The sequence below is a fragment of the Burkholderia sp. 22PA0106 genome (assembly GCF_047497155.1).
Taxonomy (GTDB): Bacteria; Pseudomonadota; Gammaproteobacteria; order Burkholderiales; family Burkholderiaceae; genus Burkholderia.
Map to the genome: position 1 here is coordinate 3,223,254 of NZ_CP163162.1, position 15,155 is coordinate 3,238,408.

16 protein-coding genes are annotated in these 15,155 nt (G+C 66.2%); 6 read left to right on the plus strand and 10 right to left on the minus strand.

Going from position 1 to position 15,155, the window contains the following annotated elements:
* The first annotated feature begins 16 nt into the window (after nt 1-16).
* From AB4850_RS13970 to AB4850_RS13980, 3 genes are read left to right on the plus strand one after another with little or no spacing between them, the layout of a single operon-like run.
* On the plus strand, nt 17-1,426 hold the full coding sequence (locus AB4850_RS13970) for a cytochrome ubiquinol oxidase subunit I (RefSeq protein ID WP_414440401.1): 1,410 nt from the start codon (nt 17-19) through the stop codon (nt 1,424-1,426).
* A gap of 38 nt (nt 1,427-1,464) precedes the next feature.
* A complete protein-coding gene (gene cydB, locus AB4850_RS13975; RefSeq protein ID WP_414440402.1) occupies nt 1,465-2,472 on the plus strand; it encodes a cytochrome d ubiquinol oxidase subunit II in 1,008 nt (335 codons plus the stop codon).
* Complete coding sequence (locus AB4850_RS13980) at nt 2,444-2,614, plus strand: hypothetical protein (protein ID WP_414440403.1); 171 nt, start codon at nt 2,444-2,446, stop codon at nt 2,612-2,614. Before cydB ends, AB4850_RS13980 begins: the two co-directional genes overlap by 29 nt.
* A gap of 13 nt (nt 2,615-2,627) precedes the next feature.
* Here AB4850_RS13980 and AB4850_RS13985 read toward each other — a convergent pair whose 3' ends face one another.
* From AB4850_RS13985 to AB4850_RS14005, 5 genes are all read right to left on the minus strand, one after another.
* Nucleotides 2,628-3,551: a LysR family transcriptional regulator gene (locus AB4850_RS13985; RefSeq protein WP_414440404.1), complete on the minus strand. Its 924-nt coding sequence runs from the start codon at nt 3,549-3,551 to the stop codon at nt 2,628-2,630.
* 416 nt (nt 3,552-3,967) lie between these two features.
* Nucleotides 3,968-4,678 carry an SDR family oxidoreductase gene (locus AB4850_RS13990; protein ID WP_414440405.1) on the minus strand — a complete coding sequence of 237 codons (711 nt, stop codon included), beginning with the start codon at nt 4,676-4,678 and terminating at the stop codon, nt 3,968-3,970.
* Nucleotides 4,679-4,721: 43 nt separating this feature from the next.
* Nucleotides 4,722-5,849 (minus strand): alkene reductase, encoded by a 1,128-nt coding sequence (locus AB4850_RS13995; protein WP_414440406.1) that lies wholly within the window; start codon nt 5,847-5,849, stop codon nt 4,722-4,724.
* Between the two features lie 8 nt (nt 5,850-5,857).
* The gene (locus AB4850_RS14000) at nt 5,858-6,280 is read right to left on the minus strand and encodes an extradiol dioxygenase (protein ID WP_414440407.1); all 423 of its coding nucleotides are present in this window, start codon (nt 6,278-6,280) and stop codon (nt 5,858-5,860) included.
* Between the two features lie 364 nt (nt 6,281-6,644).
* Nucleotides 6,645-7,694, minus strand: a complete 1,050-nt coding sequence (locus tag AB4850_RS14005; RefSeq protein ID WP_414440408.1) for a phytoene/squalene synthase family protein — start codon at nt 7,692-7,694, stop codon at nt 6,645-6,647.
* Between the two features lie 213 nt (nt 7,695-7,907).
* Here AB4850_RS14005 and AB4850_RS14010 point away from each other — a divergent pair, with 213 nt between their 5' ends.
* Nucleotides 7,908-8,195: a hypothetical protein gene (locus AB4850_RS14010; protein ID WP_414442030.1), complete on the plus strand. Its 288-nt coding sequence runs from the start codon at nt 7,908-7,910 to the stop codon at nt 8,193-8,195.
* A 105-nt stretch (nt 8,196-8,300) separates the two neighbouring features.
* Here AB4850_RS14010 and AB4850_RS14015 read toward each other — a convergent pair whose 3' ends face one another.
* The 3 genes from AB4850_RS14015 to AB4850_RS14025 all read right to left on the minus strand — a co-directional run bounded on the left by AB4850_RS14015 (nt 8,301) and on the right by AB4850_RS14025 (nt 10,678).
* Nucleotides 8,301-8,849 carry a carboxymuconolactone decarboxylase family protein gene (locus AB4850_RS14015; RefSeq protein ID WP_414440409.1) on the minus strand — a complete coding sequence of 183 codons (549 nt, stop codon included), beginning with the start codon at nt 8,847-8,849 and terminating at the stop codon, nt 8,301-8,303.
* Nucleotides 8,850-9,420: 571 nt separating this feature from the next.
* Complete coding sequence (locus AB4850_RS14020; protein WP_414442031.1) at nt 9,421-9,732, minus strand: H-NS family nucleoid-associated regulatory protein; 312 nt, start codon at nt 9,730-9,732, stop codon at nt 9,421-9,423.
* Between the two features lie 301 nt (nt 9,733-10,033).
* Entirely contained in the window at nt 10,034-10,678 is a 645-nt protein-coding gene (locus AB4850_RS14025; protein ID WP_414440410.1) for a hypothetical protein, read from the minus strand.
* Nucleotides 10,679-10,842: 164 nt separating this feature from the next.
* On the opposite strand from AB4850_RS14025, the gene AB4850_RS14030 reads away from it, so the two are divergent.
* Both AB4850_RS14030 and AB4850_RS14035 read left to right on the plus strand, forming a co-directional pair.
* Nucleotides 10,843-11,244, plus strand: a complete 402-nt coding sequence (locus AB4850_RS14030) for a heme-binding protein (RefSeq protein ID WP_206125649.1) — start codon at nt 10,843-10,845, stop codon at nt 11,242-11,244.
* Between the two features lie 107 nt (nt 11,245-11,351).
* Nucleotides 11,352-13,520: a malate synthase G gene (locus AB4850_RS14035; RefSeq protein ID WP_414440411.1), complete on the plus strand. Its 2,169-nt coding sequence runs from the start codon at nt 11,352-11,354 to the stop codon at nt 13,518-13,520.
* Nucleotides 13,521-13,630: 110 nt separating this feature from the next.
* On the opposite strand, the gene AB4850_RS14040 is transcribed toward AB4850_RS14035, so the two are convergent.
* Together AB4850_RS14040 and AB4850_RS14045 are read right to left on the minus strand one after the other, a co-directional pair.
* The gene (locus AB4850_RS14040; protein ID WP_414440412.1) at nt 13,631-14,464 is read right to left on the minus strand and encodes a helix-turn-helix domain-containing protein; all 834 of its coding nucleotides are present in this window, start codon (nt 14,462-14,464) and stop codon (nt 13,631-13,633) included.
* A gap of 40 nt (nt 14,465-14,504) precedes the next feature.
* Entirely contained in the window at nt 14,505-15,059 is a 555-nt protein-coding gene (locus AB4850_RS14045) for a carboxymuconolactone decarboxylase family protein (protein ID WP_414440413.1), read from the minus strand.
* Nucleotides 15,060-15,155 lie beyond the last annotated feature (96 nt).

The following is a 15,155-nucleotide window of genomic DNA, read 5'->3' on the forward strand; positions in this document are numbered from 1 at the left end:
CATCGGTCATACGCTCATGGAAACCGCTCTTTCTGCACTGGATCTGGCCCGCCTGCAGTTCGCCTTCACCGTCTCGTTCCACATCGTCTTTCCCGCGCTGAGCATCGGCCTCGCGAGCTTCATCGCCGTGCTCGAATACCGCTGGCTCAGAACCGGCCAGGCGCACTACAAAACCCTCTGTCATTACTGGTCGAAGATCTTCGCCGTCGCGTTCGGCATGGGCGTCGTGTCCGGCGTCGTGATGAGCTACGAGTTCGGCACCAACTGGGGCGGCTTCTCCAGCTTCGCCGGCTCGGTCACCGGCCCGCTGCTGATGTACGAGGTCATGACCGCGTTCTTCCTCGAAGCGGGCTTCCTCGGCATCATGCTGTTCGGCTGGAACCGCGTCAGCCCGCGCGCGCACTTCGGCGCGACGCTGATGGTGGCGGTCGGCACGCTGATCTCCACGTTCTGGATCCTCGCCTCCAACAGCTGGATGCAAACGCCGCAGGGCTTCGCGATCGAAGGCGGCCGCATCGTGCCGACCGACTGGTTCAAGATCATCTTCAACCCGTCGTTCCCGTACCGCCTCGCGCACATGGCGATCGCCGCGTTCATCGTGGCTGCGCTGGTGGTGGCCGCCACGGGCGCCTGGCATCTGCTCAAGGGCCGCCGCGACAAGACCGTCACGACGATGTTCTCGATGGCGCTCGGCCTGCTGCTGATCCTCGCGCCGATCCAGGCGGTGGTGGGCGACCAGCACGGCATCAACACGCTCAAGTACCAACCGGCCAAGATCGCCGCGATCGAAGGACTGTGGGACACCGAGCAGGGCGGCACCGCGCTGAACCTGTTCGGCATCCCCGACATGCAGGCCGAAACCACGCACTACGCGCTGAAGGTGCCGCACCTCGGCAGCCTGATCCTCACGCACACCTGGGACGGCGAGATTCGCGGCCTCAAGAGCTTCGCGCCCGAGGATCGTCCGAATTCCACGCTGATCTTCTGGACCTTCCGCATCATGGTGGGCCTCGGCTTCGCGATGATCGGCCTGGCGCTCGCGGGCTGGGTGCTGCGCCGCCGTGGCCGGCTCTATGAAGCGCGCTGGTTCCACAAGCTCGCGCTGGTGATGGGACCGACCGGCTTCATCACGCTGCTGGCGGGCTGGATCACGACCGAAGCCGGCCGCCAGCCGTGGGTGGTGTACGGCGTGATGCGCACCGCGAACGCGGTTTCGCCGCTGACCACGCAGCAGGTCGGGCTGTCGCTGCTGACCTTCGTGTGCGTCTACTTCCTGGTGTTCGGCACCGGCATCTACTACCTGCTGAAGCTGATCAACGCCGGCCCGGCGCTGCCCGACGCGCCGCACGGCGGCCACGACGGACATGGCGATCACTCCGGCCGCCGCCCGCTGTCCGCGCCGGATCAGTTGATCGACGCGGCCTGAGCCGCGCCGCCCCGACAGAACACGCACAAGGAACCATCATGGACGTCACCGTCATCTGGGCTGCGATCATCGCGCTCGGCCTTTTCATGTATGTGGTGCTCGACGGCTTCGACCTCGGCATCGGCATCGTCTTCCCGTTCTTCCCCGACGAGAAGGAACGCGACCTGATGATGAACACCGTCGCGCCCGTCTGGGACGGCAACGAAACCTGGCTCGTGCTCGGCGGCGCGGGGCTGTTCGCGGCATTCCCGATGGTCTATTCGACGGTGCTCTCGGGGCTCTACCTGCCGCTGATCTTCATGCTGGTGTGCCTGATCTTCCGCGGCGTGTCGTTCGAGCTGCGCGCCAAGGCGCGCCGCACCAAGCACCTGTGGGATCTCGCGTTCATCGGCGGCTCGGCCGGCGCGACGTTTTTCCAGGGCATCGCGCTCGGCGCCTACCTGCAGGGCATTCCGGTGCAGAACGGCCAGTTCGCCGGCGACCCGTTCGGCTGGCTCACGCCGTTCTCGGTGCTGACCGGGCTCGGCCTGATCGCCACCTACGCGCTGCTCGGCTGCTGCTGGCTGGTCGCGAAGACGGAAGGCGACCTGCAACGCCGCCTGCATCGCGTGGTGTTGCCGCTGACGATCGTGCTGCTCGGCATGATCGGCGTGGTCAGCATCTGGACGCCGCTGCAGGAGCCGGCCGTCGCGCAGCGCTGGTTCGGTTCGGGGCTGTTCGTGTACCTGATGCCGGTGCCGTTCCTGGTGGTGGCCTGCGGCGTGTGGATGGTTCGGGCGATCCGTGCGCGCCGTGATACGCTGCCCTTCGTGCTCGCGCTCGCACTCGTCGCACTCGGCTACATCGGCCTGCTGGTCAGCCTGTTCCCGTATGCGATCCCGCGCAGCGTCACGATCTGGGAAGCGGCCGCGCCGCATTCGAGCCAGATGTTCACGCTGGTGGGCGCGGCGGTGATCATCCCGATCATCATCGCCTACACGACGCTCGGCTACTGGGTATTCCGGGGCAAGATCCGCCATGAAGACAACCATTACTACCACCACTGAAACCGGCGCGGGCCGCCCGCGCCGCCTGCCGGGCTGGGTGTGGTTCATCCTGCTCTGGGCGGGCGGCGTGAGCGGCGCGGTCGCGCTCGGCTACGCGTTCAAGATCTTCATGAACCTGACGCTGTTCGCCGTCACGAAGTAGGCGGCGTTCGCGTTCAGCGCAGGAACGGCGCGATCTCGCCGGCCGCCTCGTCGAAGCGCTCCGTCAGGAAATCGAGCAGCGCACGCACGCGCGGCGCCATGTACTGGCTGCGCTGAAACAACGCGTGCACCGGCAGGTCCGGGCAGCGCCACTCGGGCAGCAGCAGCACGAGCCGCCCGGCGCGCAGGTCGGCGCCCACGTCCCAGATCGACTTCATCACCGCGCCGCGCCCCTCCACGGCCCATTCGCGGGCCAGCGCGCCGTCGTTGGTCTGACGCGCTCGCTCGGGCGGCGCCGTAAACGACACCGTCTCGCCGTCGCGCGAGAACGTCCACTGGTTGGCCAGGCCGGCCGACGAACCCAACAGGATGAAATCGTGCGCCGCCAGCGCGTCGGGATGCGCGGGCGTGCCGCGCGCGGCGAGATAGGCCGGCGAGGCGCACAGCACGCGGCGGTTGTCGGCCAGCCGGCGCGCGATCATCGCGCTGTCGGCCGGCACGCCGAAGCGGATCGCCAGATCGATGTCGTCGTGCAGCAGGTTCGACAGCGAATCGGCCAGCACCAGCGTGAGCGCCACTTGCGGGTGACGATCGTTGAATTCGTCGAGCCAGCGGCGCAGCACCACGCGCCCGAAATCGGAGGTGGCCGACACGCGCAGCGCGCCGCCGATCGAGGCGCGGCCCAGTTGCAGGGCGGCGCGTGCGTCGTCGAGCGTCTGCAACGCGTGCCGGCAGTGCGTGAGGTAGAGCCGCCCCTCGTCGGTCAGGCGCAGCTTGCGCGTCGAGCGCTCGAACAACTGCGTGCTCAGCGTGCCTTCGAGTTTCAGGAGCCGTGCGCTGGCCGCGGCCGGCGACAAGCCGAGCTTGCGGCCAGCCGCCGACAGGCTGCCGAGATGCGCGGCTTCCACGAAGAGACGGATGTCGCCGAGGTTGTCCATGAGGGTCGGGAATGGGGTGGCGTGGGCGTGCGCTGCTTGCCTACGACGCGCGCGCGGCCGGTGCCGTTGATGCCGCAAGCGGCGATGCGGAGCGCGAGGCACCCGGCATGGTAACGCGGTGAGGTGCGGCTTGGCTTGGCTCGATGCGGTGCGGCTCGATGCGGTGCGGCTCGGCTCGGTGCGGCTCGGCTCGGCTCGGCTCGGCTCGGCTCGGCTCGGCTCGGTGCGGCTCGGCTCGGCTCGGCTCGGCTCGGCTCGGCGGCGAACGGCGCGTGCCGGGTTCATCGGACGCGGCCGACGCGCAGCGCGCCGCCGATCGAGGCGCAACGCGCCGCCGATCGAGGCGCGGCCCGGTTGCTCGGCGGCGCGCGCGTCGTCAACAGCGAGCGTCAACGGTTCGCCGCGCCCCCTTTCGCTCAGGCGATCGCGCCGCCGCCGTCGATCAGCACGGTGGAGCCGGTCGCATACGGCGTGGACGCCAGATAGACGATCGCATTCGCGACGTCCTCCGGCTGGCCGACGCGCCGCGCCGGCAGCCGTCCGGCCGCGCCCTGATAGAGCTTCTCGCGCGCTGCCTCGTCGAGCTTCGACCACAGCGGCGTGGCGATCAGCCCCGGCGACACGGTGTTCACGCGCACCGGCGCGAGTTCGAGCGCCAGCCCGCGCGCCAGCGCTTCGAGCGCGGCGTTGATCGCGCCTTGCAGCACCGACGCGCCACTCGGCCGCACGCTCAGGAAACCCGACACGAACGTCAGCGAGCCGCCCTCGCGAATCCGCACGGCGCGCGCGACGCGGTAGGCGCCCCAGAACTTGCTGTCCATCGCCGCCTGCGCGTCCTTCAGGTCGAGCCCGCGCACCGGGCCGGTGGCCGTCTGCGCGGCCGACACCACCACGTGATCGAACGCGCCCGCCGCGTCGAGCCAGGCGCGCACGCCGTCGTCGTCGGTGATGTCGAGCGCGGCGGTGCGCACACCATGGCCGATGCGCGACGCGCTCTCGGCCAGCTTCTGCGCGTTGCGCGAGACGATCGTCACGGTCGCGCCGCGCTCCGCGAACGCGCGTGCCGCCGCCTCGCCGATGCCGGAGCTGCCGCCCACCACGAGTACCTGCTTGCCGTCGAATGTCATCGGAAATGCCTCCATCAAGGTTGGTTCACGGGAATGCGGGCGCTTACCGCGCCGCTTCGGCCTCGCGCGCGAGCGCGGGGTAATCGGTGTAGCCGCGCGCATCGCCGCCGAACAGCGTGGCGCCGTCCGGCTCGGCCAGCGGCAGGCCGTGTTCGAGCCGGTACGGCAGATCGGGGTTCGCGATGAACGGCCGGCCGAACGCGACGAAATCGGCGTAGCCGTGCCCGAGCACCCAGTTCGCGCGCTCGACGTCGTAGTTGCCGGCCACGATGATCGGTTGTACGAAACGTTCGCGGATCTCGCGGCGGAACGTTTCGGTGAATTGCGGCGCGTCGTCCCAATCGGCCTCGACCAGATGCAGATAGGCAATGCCGCGCGCCTGCAGGAACACGGCCGCCTCCAGAATGGTCGGCAAAATGTCGGGGCAGGCCATGCCGCGTGCGGTCAGGAACGGCGCAAGACGGATTGCGGTGCGTTCGGCGCCGATCTCGTCGGCGATCGCGTCCACCACTTCCTTCAGGAAGCGCAGACGGTTCTCGCGCGAACCGCCGTATTCGTCGGTGCGCTGGTTCGACAACGTGCGCAGGAATTGATCGACCAGATAACCATTCGCGCCATGCACCTCGACGCCATCGAAGCCGGCTTCGATCGCATTGCGCGCCGCTTGCCGGTAGTCCTGAACGATTTGTCGGATCTCGTCGATATGCAACGCGCGTGGCGTGGGGCAATCGACCATCGCGCCCTGGCCGGTGGCCGGATCGACCTTCCAGATCTGCGCGTCGAACGGCACCGCCGATGGCGCCACCGGCAGCGCGCCGTCGTGGAAATCCGGGTGCGACATGCGCCCGACGTGCCACAACTGCAGGAACACGCGGCCACCCTCGGCATGGATCGCATCGGTCACGCCACGCCAGCCCGCGACCTGCGCGTCGCTATGGATGCCGGGCGTAAACGAATAACCCTTGCCCTGCGGCGAGATCTGCGTGGCCTCGGTCACGATCAGCGCCGCCGAGGCGCGCTGCGCGTAGTAGCGCGCGTTCGTCGCGTTCGGCACGTCGCCGGGCTGCGTGCTGCGGGCGCGCGTCATCGGCGCCATCACGATGCGATGGGCGGTATCGCGGCCCGCCAGCGTGGCGGGGCTGAAAAGATCTGGATTACTGATGATCGTCATGGTCGATGTCACTCGTTGCGGGATGAGGGAGGTGTGATGGCGCACGGGGCCGGTTCTTCCTGCATCGCCATGACGAACTCGATCGTCACACCGGGGGCGAGCGGCACGAACAATTGCAGCTCGCCGGACAGCGGCACGCGGTTCACCTGATGGCGCAGCCCGTGCTGCTGCACGCGCGCGATCAGGGCGGCCCATGCATCGCTGTCATCGACGCGCAGCGCCACGTGATCGATGCGCGGCACGCCGCGGCCGGCCATCGCCGGCTGCGTCGCGCGCACCACGTGGATCACCGCACGGCCGTCAGCGTAGAACCAGCCGCCGTCCACCGCGAACGGCGGGCGCGGGCCGCGTGTCAGGGCGGCCACCTCGGCGAAGAAGCGGCATACGCCGTCGAGGTCATCGGTGACGATCGTCGCGTGATCGAGTCGCATGAGTCAGCCTGGGCAAGAAGAACTGAAGCCCATTCTGAAACCGGCGCTAAATATTGAGAATTGGGCCGACTATTGAAGGATTTTCAAATAAAACAGAAAGATGTGAAGGCGGGGCGTGGGTGGGGAAGTTGGATTGCGTTTGGCGGGGGGGTGGCTTCGGCGACCACGGTCGCGGTGGGCGCGGTGGGCGAAGTCGACGCGGTGGGCGCAGTGGCTCCGGTGGTCGAGCGGTGGCCGAGGCTGGCCAACCAATGCCCATGCGGTGGTCAAACGGCAGCCCAGTGGCAACCGACCGGTATCAAGCCACAGCCGAGCAGTGCTCAAACGCCAAACCCAACCACCACTGCCGTCAGCGCGCAGCCCGTTACGCGTCGAGCGCTCGCTCGATATCGCCGAGCAACCCGTCGAACCAGCGGCGCAGGCTGCGGTTCGACAGCGAACGCGGAATCGACCACGCAATCAGCTTGTAGACATCGTTGCGGCGCACCTTCGAGGCGCGGCCCGGCGCGAGCCATGCGTCGTTCTCCACCAGCAAGCGCATCGTCTGCAGGCCGATCACGATCGGCCAGATGCAGGCGAGGCGCAGCCGCATCGCCGTGGGCGGAATCGCGAACGTGTAATCGACGGCCGCGCGGAAATGGCCGAGCGACACGCGCACCAGATCGAGCATCACCGGCCGCGCAAGCTGCGAAGCGTCCTCGCGAAGCAGATCGGCCGGCGCAATGCCCGCGCGCGACAGCCGGTCGAGCGGCAGATAGCAGCGGCCGATCCGCACGTCCTTGGCTGCGTCGCGCAGCACATTGGTCAGTTGCAGCGCCTTGCCGAAACGAATGCCGAGCGCCTTCATCTCGTCGCCGTCGCGCAACAGCTTGCCGGGCTGATGAACCAGCGTCATGGTCGTCCAGAATTCTCCGACGCAGCCGGCCACCATATAGGTATAGCGATCGAGCGCCGCGTCGTCGGGCAGCGCGGCGAGCTGCCCCGAGGTTTCGTCGGGGAACGTGACGAGGTCGAACTCCATGCCCTGGCTCAACGTCGTGACGATACCGCGCACGGCCGCGCGATCCGTATCGTCGAGCTGCGCGAGGATCGCGAGCGCCGGCCCGAGCGATTCGAGCAGCACCTTCTCGTCGGATGCGGTTTGCTGGCTCGCCACCTCGGCCGCAATGGTGCGCAACGCCGCCTCGTCGGGCCGGCCGTTGGTCTGCTCGCGCAGCGACAGCAGCCATTCGAGACGCCGCGCGGGCGGCAGCAGCGAGGTATCGGCGATCGTGTCCGCCGCTCGCGCAAGCAGGTAAGCGAGGCCGATCGGATCGCGCATGCCGGCGGGCAGCACGGCGAGCGTCAGGTAGAACGAGCGCGACACCCCTTTCAGCAAGGGGCCGAGCAAGTACGCGCGGGAGGCTTGGGTCATGCGGTGTTCGTGTGGGTCGTGGTTCCGGGCTGCCGCATTGTAGCCGCCATCCCCTGGCCGCCGCGCCATGCGCGCCGGAATCGCACCACCCCGCACGGTTTATGCGCAAAAAGATTTATTTTTTTGAATTGCCCCGCGCCATCAAGAGCGCCCGCAGCGCCCCGCCGATGCGTACAATCGCACCCATTTGAACGAAAGAGTGTGGTGTCGACGATGGCAATGAAGAAGACGGATCTAGAAAAGAACAAGGCATTGAAGCTGACCAACCCGCTGAAGCAGACGGGTTCCTCGCCCTTCGGCAAGAGTGCGGTCGATTCGGCAGCGCTCGACCGGCGCGAACGCCGCCGCATCGAACAGGCGCAGGGCCTCGTGCCGTTCGCCTGCAAGCTCAACGTGGAACTGGTGGCGGACCTGCAAAAGCGCGCAGCCGAGCATCCGGAAGGCATGACGGGCCTGCTGACCGAACTGATTCAGGCCGGCCTCGCGCAACGCGGGCAGTAAGCCACTCGCAGATCGACAAACTCAAAAGTAAGCGGTCACTAACGGGCCGGAGCACGGTGGACAAGACGTCCACGTGCCCCGGCCCGTTTCATTTGCTGCGCGGCATCAGGCTTCGATCGATGCGGCGGCCGGATAATCGAGCGTCGTATCGTTGCTGCGGTTCACGAGGTTCGTGAACGTGATCGCGGCGATCGCCAGGCTCACCTCGATCACCTGCCGCTCGGTGAAGCCGGCCGCGATGAAGGCGTCGAACGCGTCGGCGGGCACCGTGCCGCGCGTCGTCACGAGCGTGCGCACGAAGCGGACCAGCGCGTCGCGGCGGTCGTCACCGGTCGGTTGGCCGGCACGCACCTGGCGCATCGCATCAGGCGACAGGCCCGCATACTTGCCGGCCAGCGTGTGCGCGGCGAGGCAGTAATCACAGCCTGCGTTTTCGCTGACGGTCAGCTTGACTGCTTCGATCTCGGCCTTCGTCAGCGTGCCGCCCGCGAGGAGCGTGTCGATACCCAGCATGGCGGACAGCGCTTCCGGGTGATGGGTGCCGATCGTCGCGTAGGCGTTCGGCACCTTGCCGACAGCCTTGCGGATCTTCGTGAACACTTCGGCGGTGGTGCCGGTGGCATCGGCGGGGGCGATCGTGGACAGACGGGACATGGTGGCTTCTCCTGCTTCGGGTTTCGGTTTGAGCGGTTCGTCACTGCTGTGACGGTGAAGCCAGTTTAGGCGCCCAGGAAGAGTTATTTAATACTCGATTTTCGCTTAATCATGCTCATTCGTCTCACCACGACACCACCTCTGCAACGGCGTCGTCAACGCCCGGTCGCGCCAAGCCACGCGCATGCCAGGCCGGCACGTGCAAACGACGCGATCGATCTCCCGACTTAAATTCAGTACATCTGATCATTACGGCGCCACATGAAATCGACGTCGTCCGGGCTCGACATCACAGCGCCATTAAAGCCGATGTATATGCATCGACCATCTTTCCCGCGAACGCGGCCGGGCCGCCTGATTCGACAGAAAGACATCGGCATCAAACGACTGAGAAACAACGAAGGAACGATGAAGAAAGCTTAAAGCGGTGCAACGAAGAGGGAATGGAACACCGGCACGAACGGCCGGTGCAAGGAACGCAGCGCAGGCGTTCCGGTTTCCCGGCGCGCCAAGCGGCGCGGGGAAGCCTCGCGCATCGTTCAATGATGCGCCGGCCATGCTTTTAAACGGCTTATTTCGCGATCAGGAAGCGGTCGCGGTTCTTTGCATCGCGAATCCACAGCGGTGCGCGGCCACGGCCCGACCAGGTTTCACCGGTCTTCGGATTATGGTATTTCGCTTCAACCGTGCTGGCCGGCTTGGCGGCCTTGTTCGATTTCGACGCGCGCTTGCGGCCGTAAATCTGATCTTCGGTAATGCCGAACTCGGCAACCAGGCCACGAATTTGCGCGATCACGGCGTCCAGTTCGGTAACGCGTGCGGCTTCGGTGCGTTCCTGGAGTGCGTCGAGTTGCGCTTTCAGTGCCTTGTAATTTTCTGCCATTTTATGACTCCCATTTTTCGTGCAATTGATACGATTGAGCAATCCCGTCATCGCTCGTCGGCAGTATAACCCTTGATAAACGCCATACGCCAACATCCGGTGCATTGATCCGGTGCGCGATGCGCCACATTGGCTCGTGATCCTTGGCATGAATCGCCCGGCAATCGAATCCGGCATCGCCAATTTTCATTCGGATTCGGATGAAAATTGGCGATGCCGGCGCAATGTTTTCGAGGTGGAAAGCGTTTTAAAGGAATCCGTAACACCAGATCAACCACATTGAATCGCCGTTCAATCAATCCTATGCAGAAAAGACCACGGCAGCCATGCCGTCCATCTGGGTAAAGCTGCGAACGAAGCGGTAAGGCTGATCGCCGATTCGAATGTCATTGCCGCCCGACGAAGTCAAACCGAGCATATCGTCGGCAAGCGAGACGGCAATCGTGCCGATCTTTTTCAATTCTTCACGCGGTTCGGCGGGATCGCCCAGATACACGGTGCAGACGTCCGGCGCGTGACGCATCATCACGACGCTGGTGGCCTTGTCGAGCGCGCGCTCCAGGTATTCGGCCAGCGCCTGCAATGATTCGGGTGCGCCGGTGCGGCCACCATATGCAGCCTGATCGTTTTCCATGATGTTGACCTCCCGGTGGGAATCGGTTGCCGGATTTGAATACGGCTCAACGCGACAAGCCGGTGCACATAGTATGGCCTGTGTTTGTCGCCGCGAAGGCAAGGCGGCAAACGATCGGTGATGACGACCGGTGCGGTAGGGGAAAAAGCAGCGGAATACGGCCGATACGGAGCGGCGGCCGCTAGAACTCAGCTTGCCATGGATATCGATTCCATAACAAAAAGTAAAAAGTCCTTGTACCTGACATTGGATAACATCCATCACAGACATGAATCGTCGCGCGATAGAATCGTCCATCACGCAGAAACGCATACGTTTCCTTCGCCCCGTTGCAGAGCGTGGGTCGATTCCGACCTGCTGTCTTGACCGTGGCAAGCGGGTCGCCGCGCAGCCAGAACCGCCGCGCCCAACCCGTTCGCAGTCCGCAGTATGCCGAATGCGCCGACACCATACATATCCAGACAGGAATCCTTAATATGCAGACCAAGCCGTTCATCGCCCTTGAAGACGCGACCCGGGTTCTCGCCGCCGCCCGCGCGGAAGCCGAAGCCAACAAGTGGGCCGTGTCGATCGCCGTCGTCGATGACGGCGGCCACCTGCTCGGCATGGTGCGCCTCGACGGCTGCGCGCCGATCGGCGCGGAAATCTCGATCGGCAAGGCGCGCACCTCGGCGCTGGGCCGCCGCGAATCGAAGGGCTACGAAGACATGGTCAACGGTGGCCGCACGGCATTCGTCACCGCGCCGATCCTGACCACGCTCGAAGGCGGCGTGCCGCTGATCGTGGACGGCCACGTGGTGGGCGCCGTCGGCGTGTCGGGCGTGAAGCCGGCCGAAGATTCGCAGATCGCAAAGGCCGGCGCCGCCGCCCTCGCCTGAGCGGGCCCTGCCCCAAGCCCTGGCCCGACTCGCCCCGAGACGCATCGCCGCCGCTTCCCACCGACCGACCGCGGCGCCCCAACCGATTTTTCTTTCAGGAGCAGACCATGACGGACATGACCCAGCGCGACAGCCTTCGCGTTGCCGAGAATCTCGCGCAATTCATCGAAACCGAAGCCCTGCCCGGCACCGGTATCGCGGCGGATAATTTCTGGCGCGGCTTTGCGTCCCTCGTGCATGAACTGGCGCCGAAAAACCGCGCACTGCTCGCCGAGCGCGACCGCCTCCAGGCGGAACTCGATACGTGGCACCGCGAGCATCCCGGCCCGGTGTCGGACCTGAACGCCTACCGCAGCTTCCTCGAAAGCATCGGCTACATCGTGCCGGCGCCGGCCAGCTCGAAGGCCACCACGGCGAACGTGGATATCGAGATCGCCGAACAGGCCGGCCCGCAACTCGTGGTGCCGCTGTCGAACCAGCGCTATGCGCTGAACGCCGCCAACGCACGCTGGGGCAGCCTGTACGACGCGCTGTACGGCACCGACGCGATCCCCGATTCCAACGGCGCCGAGCGCTCCGCCCAATACAATCCGAAGCGCGGCGCGCAGGTCATCGCCTTCGCTCGCCGCTTCCTCGATCAGGCCGCGCCGCTCGCGCACGGCACGCACGCCGATTCCACCAGCTATCGCATCGAGAACGGCAAACTGTTCGTTGAACTGAACGGCAGCACCACCGGCCTGAAAGACCCGGCCCAGTTGATCGGCTTCCAGGGCGACGCCGCCGCGCCGTCGGCCATCCTGCTCAAGCACCACGGCCTGCATTTCGAAATCCAGATCGACGCCAACGATTCGATCGGCAAGACCGATTCCGCCCACGTGAAGGACGTGCTGATGGAAGCGGCCGTCAGCACCATCATCGACTGCGAGGATTCGGTCGCGGCGGTGGACGCCGACGACAAGGTCCAGCTCTATCGCAACTGGCTCGGCCTGATGGCGGGCAATCTCACGGAAGAAGTGTCGAAGGGCGGCAAGACGTTCACGCGCCGCCTCAACGCCGACCGGCAGTACACCGGAACGAACGGCAACACCGTCACGCTGCATGGCCGCTCGCTGCTGTTCATCCGCAACGTCGGCCATCTGATGACGAACCCGGCCGTGGTCGATCAGGAAGGCCACGAGATCCCGGAAGGCATTCTCGACGGCGTCGTCACCACGCTGTGCGCGCTGCATGACCGCACCCACAAGCTCAACTCGCGCACCGGCTCGATCTACATCGTCAAGCCGAAGATGCACGGCCCGGCCGAAGTGGCGTTCGCCAGCGAGCTGTTCGGGCGCATCGAGAGCCTGCTCGGCCTGCCGCGCAACACCATCAAGATGGGCATCATGGACGAGGAGCGCCGCACCAGCGTGAACCTCGAAGCGTGTATCGCGCAGGCATCGGAACGCGTCGCGTTCATCAACACGGGCTTCCTCGATCGCACCGGCGACGAAATGCACACCTCGATGGAAGCCGGCCCGATGATGCGCAAGGGTGACATCAAGTCGAGCAAGTGGATTGCCGCCTACGAGCGCAGCAACGTGCTGGCGGGCCTCGCGGCCGGGCTGCGCGGTCGCGCGCAGATCGGCAAGGGCATGTGGGCGATGCCGGACCTGATGCACGCGATGCTGGAACAGAAGATCGCCCATCCGAAGGCCGGCGCGAACACCGCCTGGGTGCCGTCGCCGACCGCCGCCACGCTGCACGCACTGCACTATCACGAGATCGACGTGCAGGCGGTGCAGAAGGAACTGGAAAAGACCGACCTTGCAAGCCTGCGCGACGAACTGCTGAGCGGCCTGCTGACGATTCCGGTCGTCGCGAAGGCCGAATGGAGCGAGGACGAAATCCGCAGCGAAGTCGAGAACAATGCGCAGGGCATTCTCGGTTACGTGGTGCGTTGGGTCGATCAGGGCATCGGCTGCTCGAAGGTGCCCGACATCCATAACGTCGGCCTGATGGAAGACCGCGCGACGCTGCGCATTTCGAGCCAGCACATCGCGAACTGGCTGCGCCACGGCGTGGTGTCGCCGGAGATGGTGCGCGAAACGCTGGAGCGCATGGCGCGCGTGGTGGACAAGCAGAACGCCGGCGACCCGAGCTATCAGCCGATGGCGCCCGACTTCGACAAGTCGCTCGCGTTCAAGGCCGCCACGGCGCTCGTATTCGAAGGCCGCGAGCAGCCGAGCGGTTATACCGAGCCGCTGCTGCACGCGTTCCGCCTGCAAAAGAAAGCCTGAGCGCGCGGCGCCGATAAGCGGCCGAATCGCGGCCGCTGATGTCATCTGCACCCCGAAGCGTCGGACGCGAGTCCGGCCTTCGGGGTGTTGTCATTGGTGGCGCGCAACGATCACCCCGCCATCTGCGCGAGATGCCACGCCTCCGTTTCATCGTTCGCCGGAAACATGCTCTCGATGCGCAACTCCTGCGCGGCGATGCTCTGCGGTGTGCCGACGGTGGCCACCATCGAGAAGTATTCGACCACGCTGCCGTCGACCTCGAAACCGATCGGAATCACCGGCACGGCCGCCGACTGCGCGGGCGCACCGCGCAGCCGCCAATCCGCCGGCACGCCGGGATACGCGAGCAAGGCATCGAGCAACTGCCGCGTGCCGTCGTCGACGACGTTCCCCACCGCCTCGCGCTGCACGCGTTGCAGCATCGCGCAGGCCACCTGCGGCCAGTCGTGCACGAAGGGCTGCAAGCCCTGCGGATCGAACAGCAGATGCAGCAGGTTGCGCGGGCTCGGGCGCGCCGCCAGATCGACGAAGCGCCCGAACAGGCGCGGCGCGGCGGCGTTGGTGCTCAACACGTTCCAGTAGCGGTCCATCGCAATAGCCGGAAATGGCTCGTGCTGCCGCAGCATCCGATCGACGGCGCGCGCGACGGCCTGCATCTCCTGCGCATTCCACGCCGTCTCGGGAAACAGCGGCGCGTAGCCGGCCGCCAGCAGCAGGCCGTTGCGCTCGCGCAGCGGCACGTCCAGCGTTTGCGCGAGATCGAGCAGCGTCTGCCGCCCCGGCACGCTGCGGCCGCTCTCGATGAAGCTGATCTGCCGCTGCGACACGCCGGCCTCGTACGACAGATCGAGCTGGCTCACGCCGCGCACGTCGCGCCAATGGCGCAGCAGATCGCCGAGCGCGGTCGGCGGGCGTTTCTTGGGCGCGGAAGCGATGAAATCCATATCGATCAGTCCTGCGAAGCGATGCCCGCACGATACCGGCTTACGCCGGGGCGTGCCAGCGATGGGCGTCGAACGGCGCATCGAGCGGCGGCTGCGCGACACTGCCCGTGTAGTTGGTGACGGTCGAGGCGGCCACCACGGCAATCGCTTCGAGCACCTGCGCGGGCGCGAAGCCTGCGTCGAGAAAGCGTTGCAGTTCGGCGTTCTCGATGCGGCCACGCGTCTCGATCAGCCTTCGCGCAAGCGTCGAGAGCGCGCGAGCCCGTGCATCGCCGGGTGCGCCGCCCACGCGGATCGCATCGACATCGGCTTGCGGCACGCCCTGTTGCAGCGCCAGCGCGCTATGGAACGCCACCGCCCATTCGCAGCGGTTGGCGACGGCGTTGGTCAGCAGCAGCGTCTGGATCTCGGCTTCCGAAAAGCTGCCCGCATGCACGCTGGCGAACAGGCCGACGAAGCCGTTGAGCAACACGGGCGAACCCGCCATCGCGCCAGCGATCGCGGGAATCGTGCCGAACGCGGCGTGCAGTTGTTCGAGGGCGGCCACCGAAGCGGGCGGCGCCGAGGCGAGCGTATGAACGGGAAAGTGGGACATGGTGGCTCCTGGGTTCGCCGCGCGGCGGGCTGCCGCGCGATGAACCCAGCTTAGGGTCGCGCGCGCGGCCGGCCAATTACATGCGAGGTAATCGGC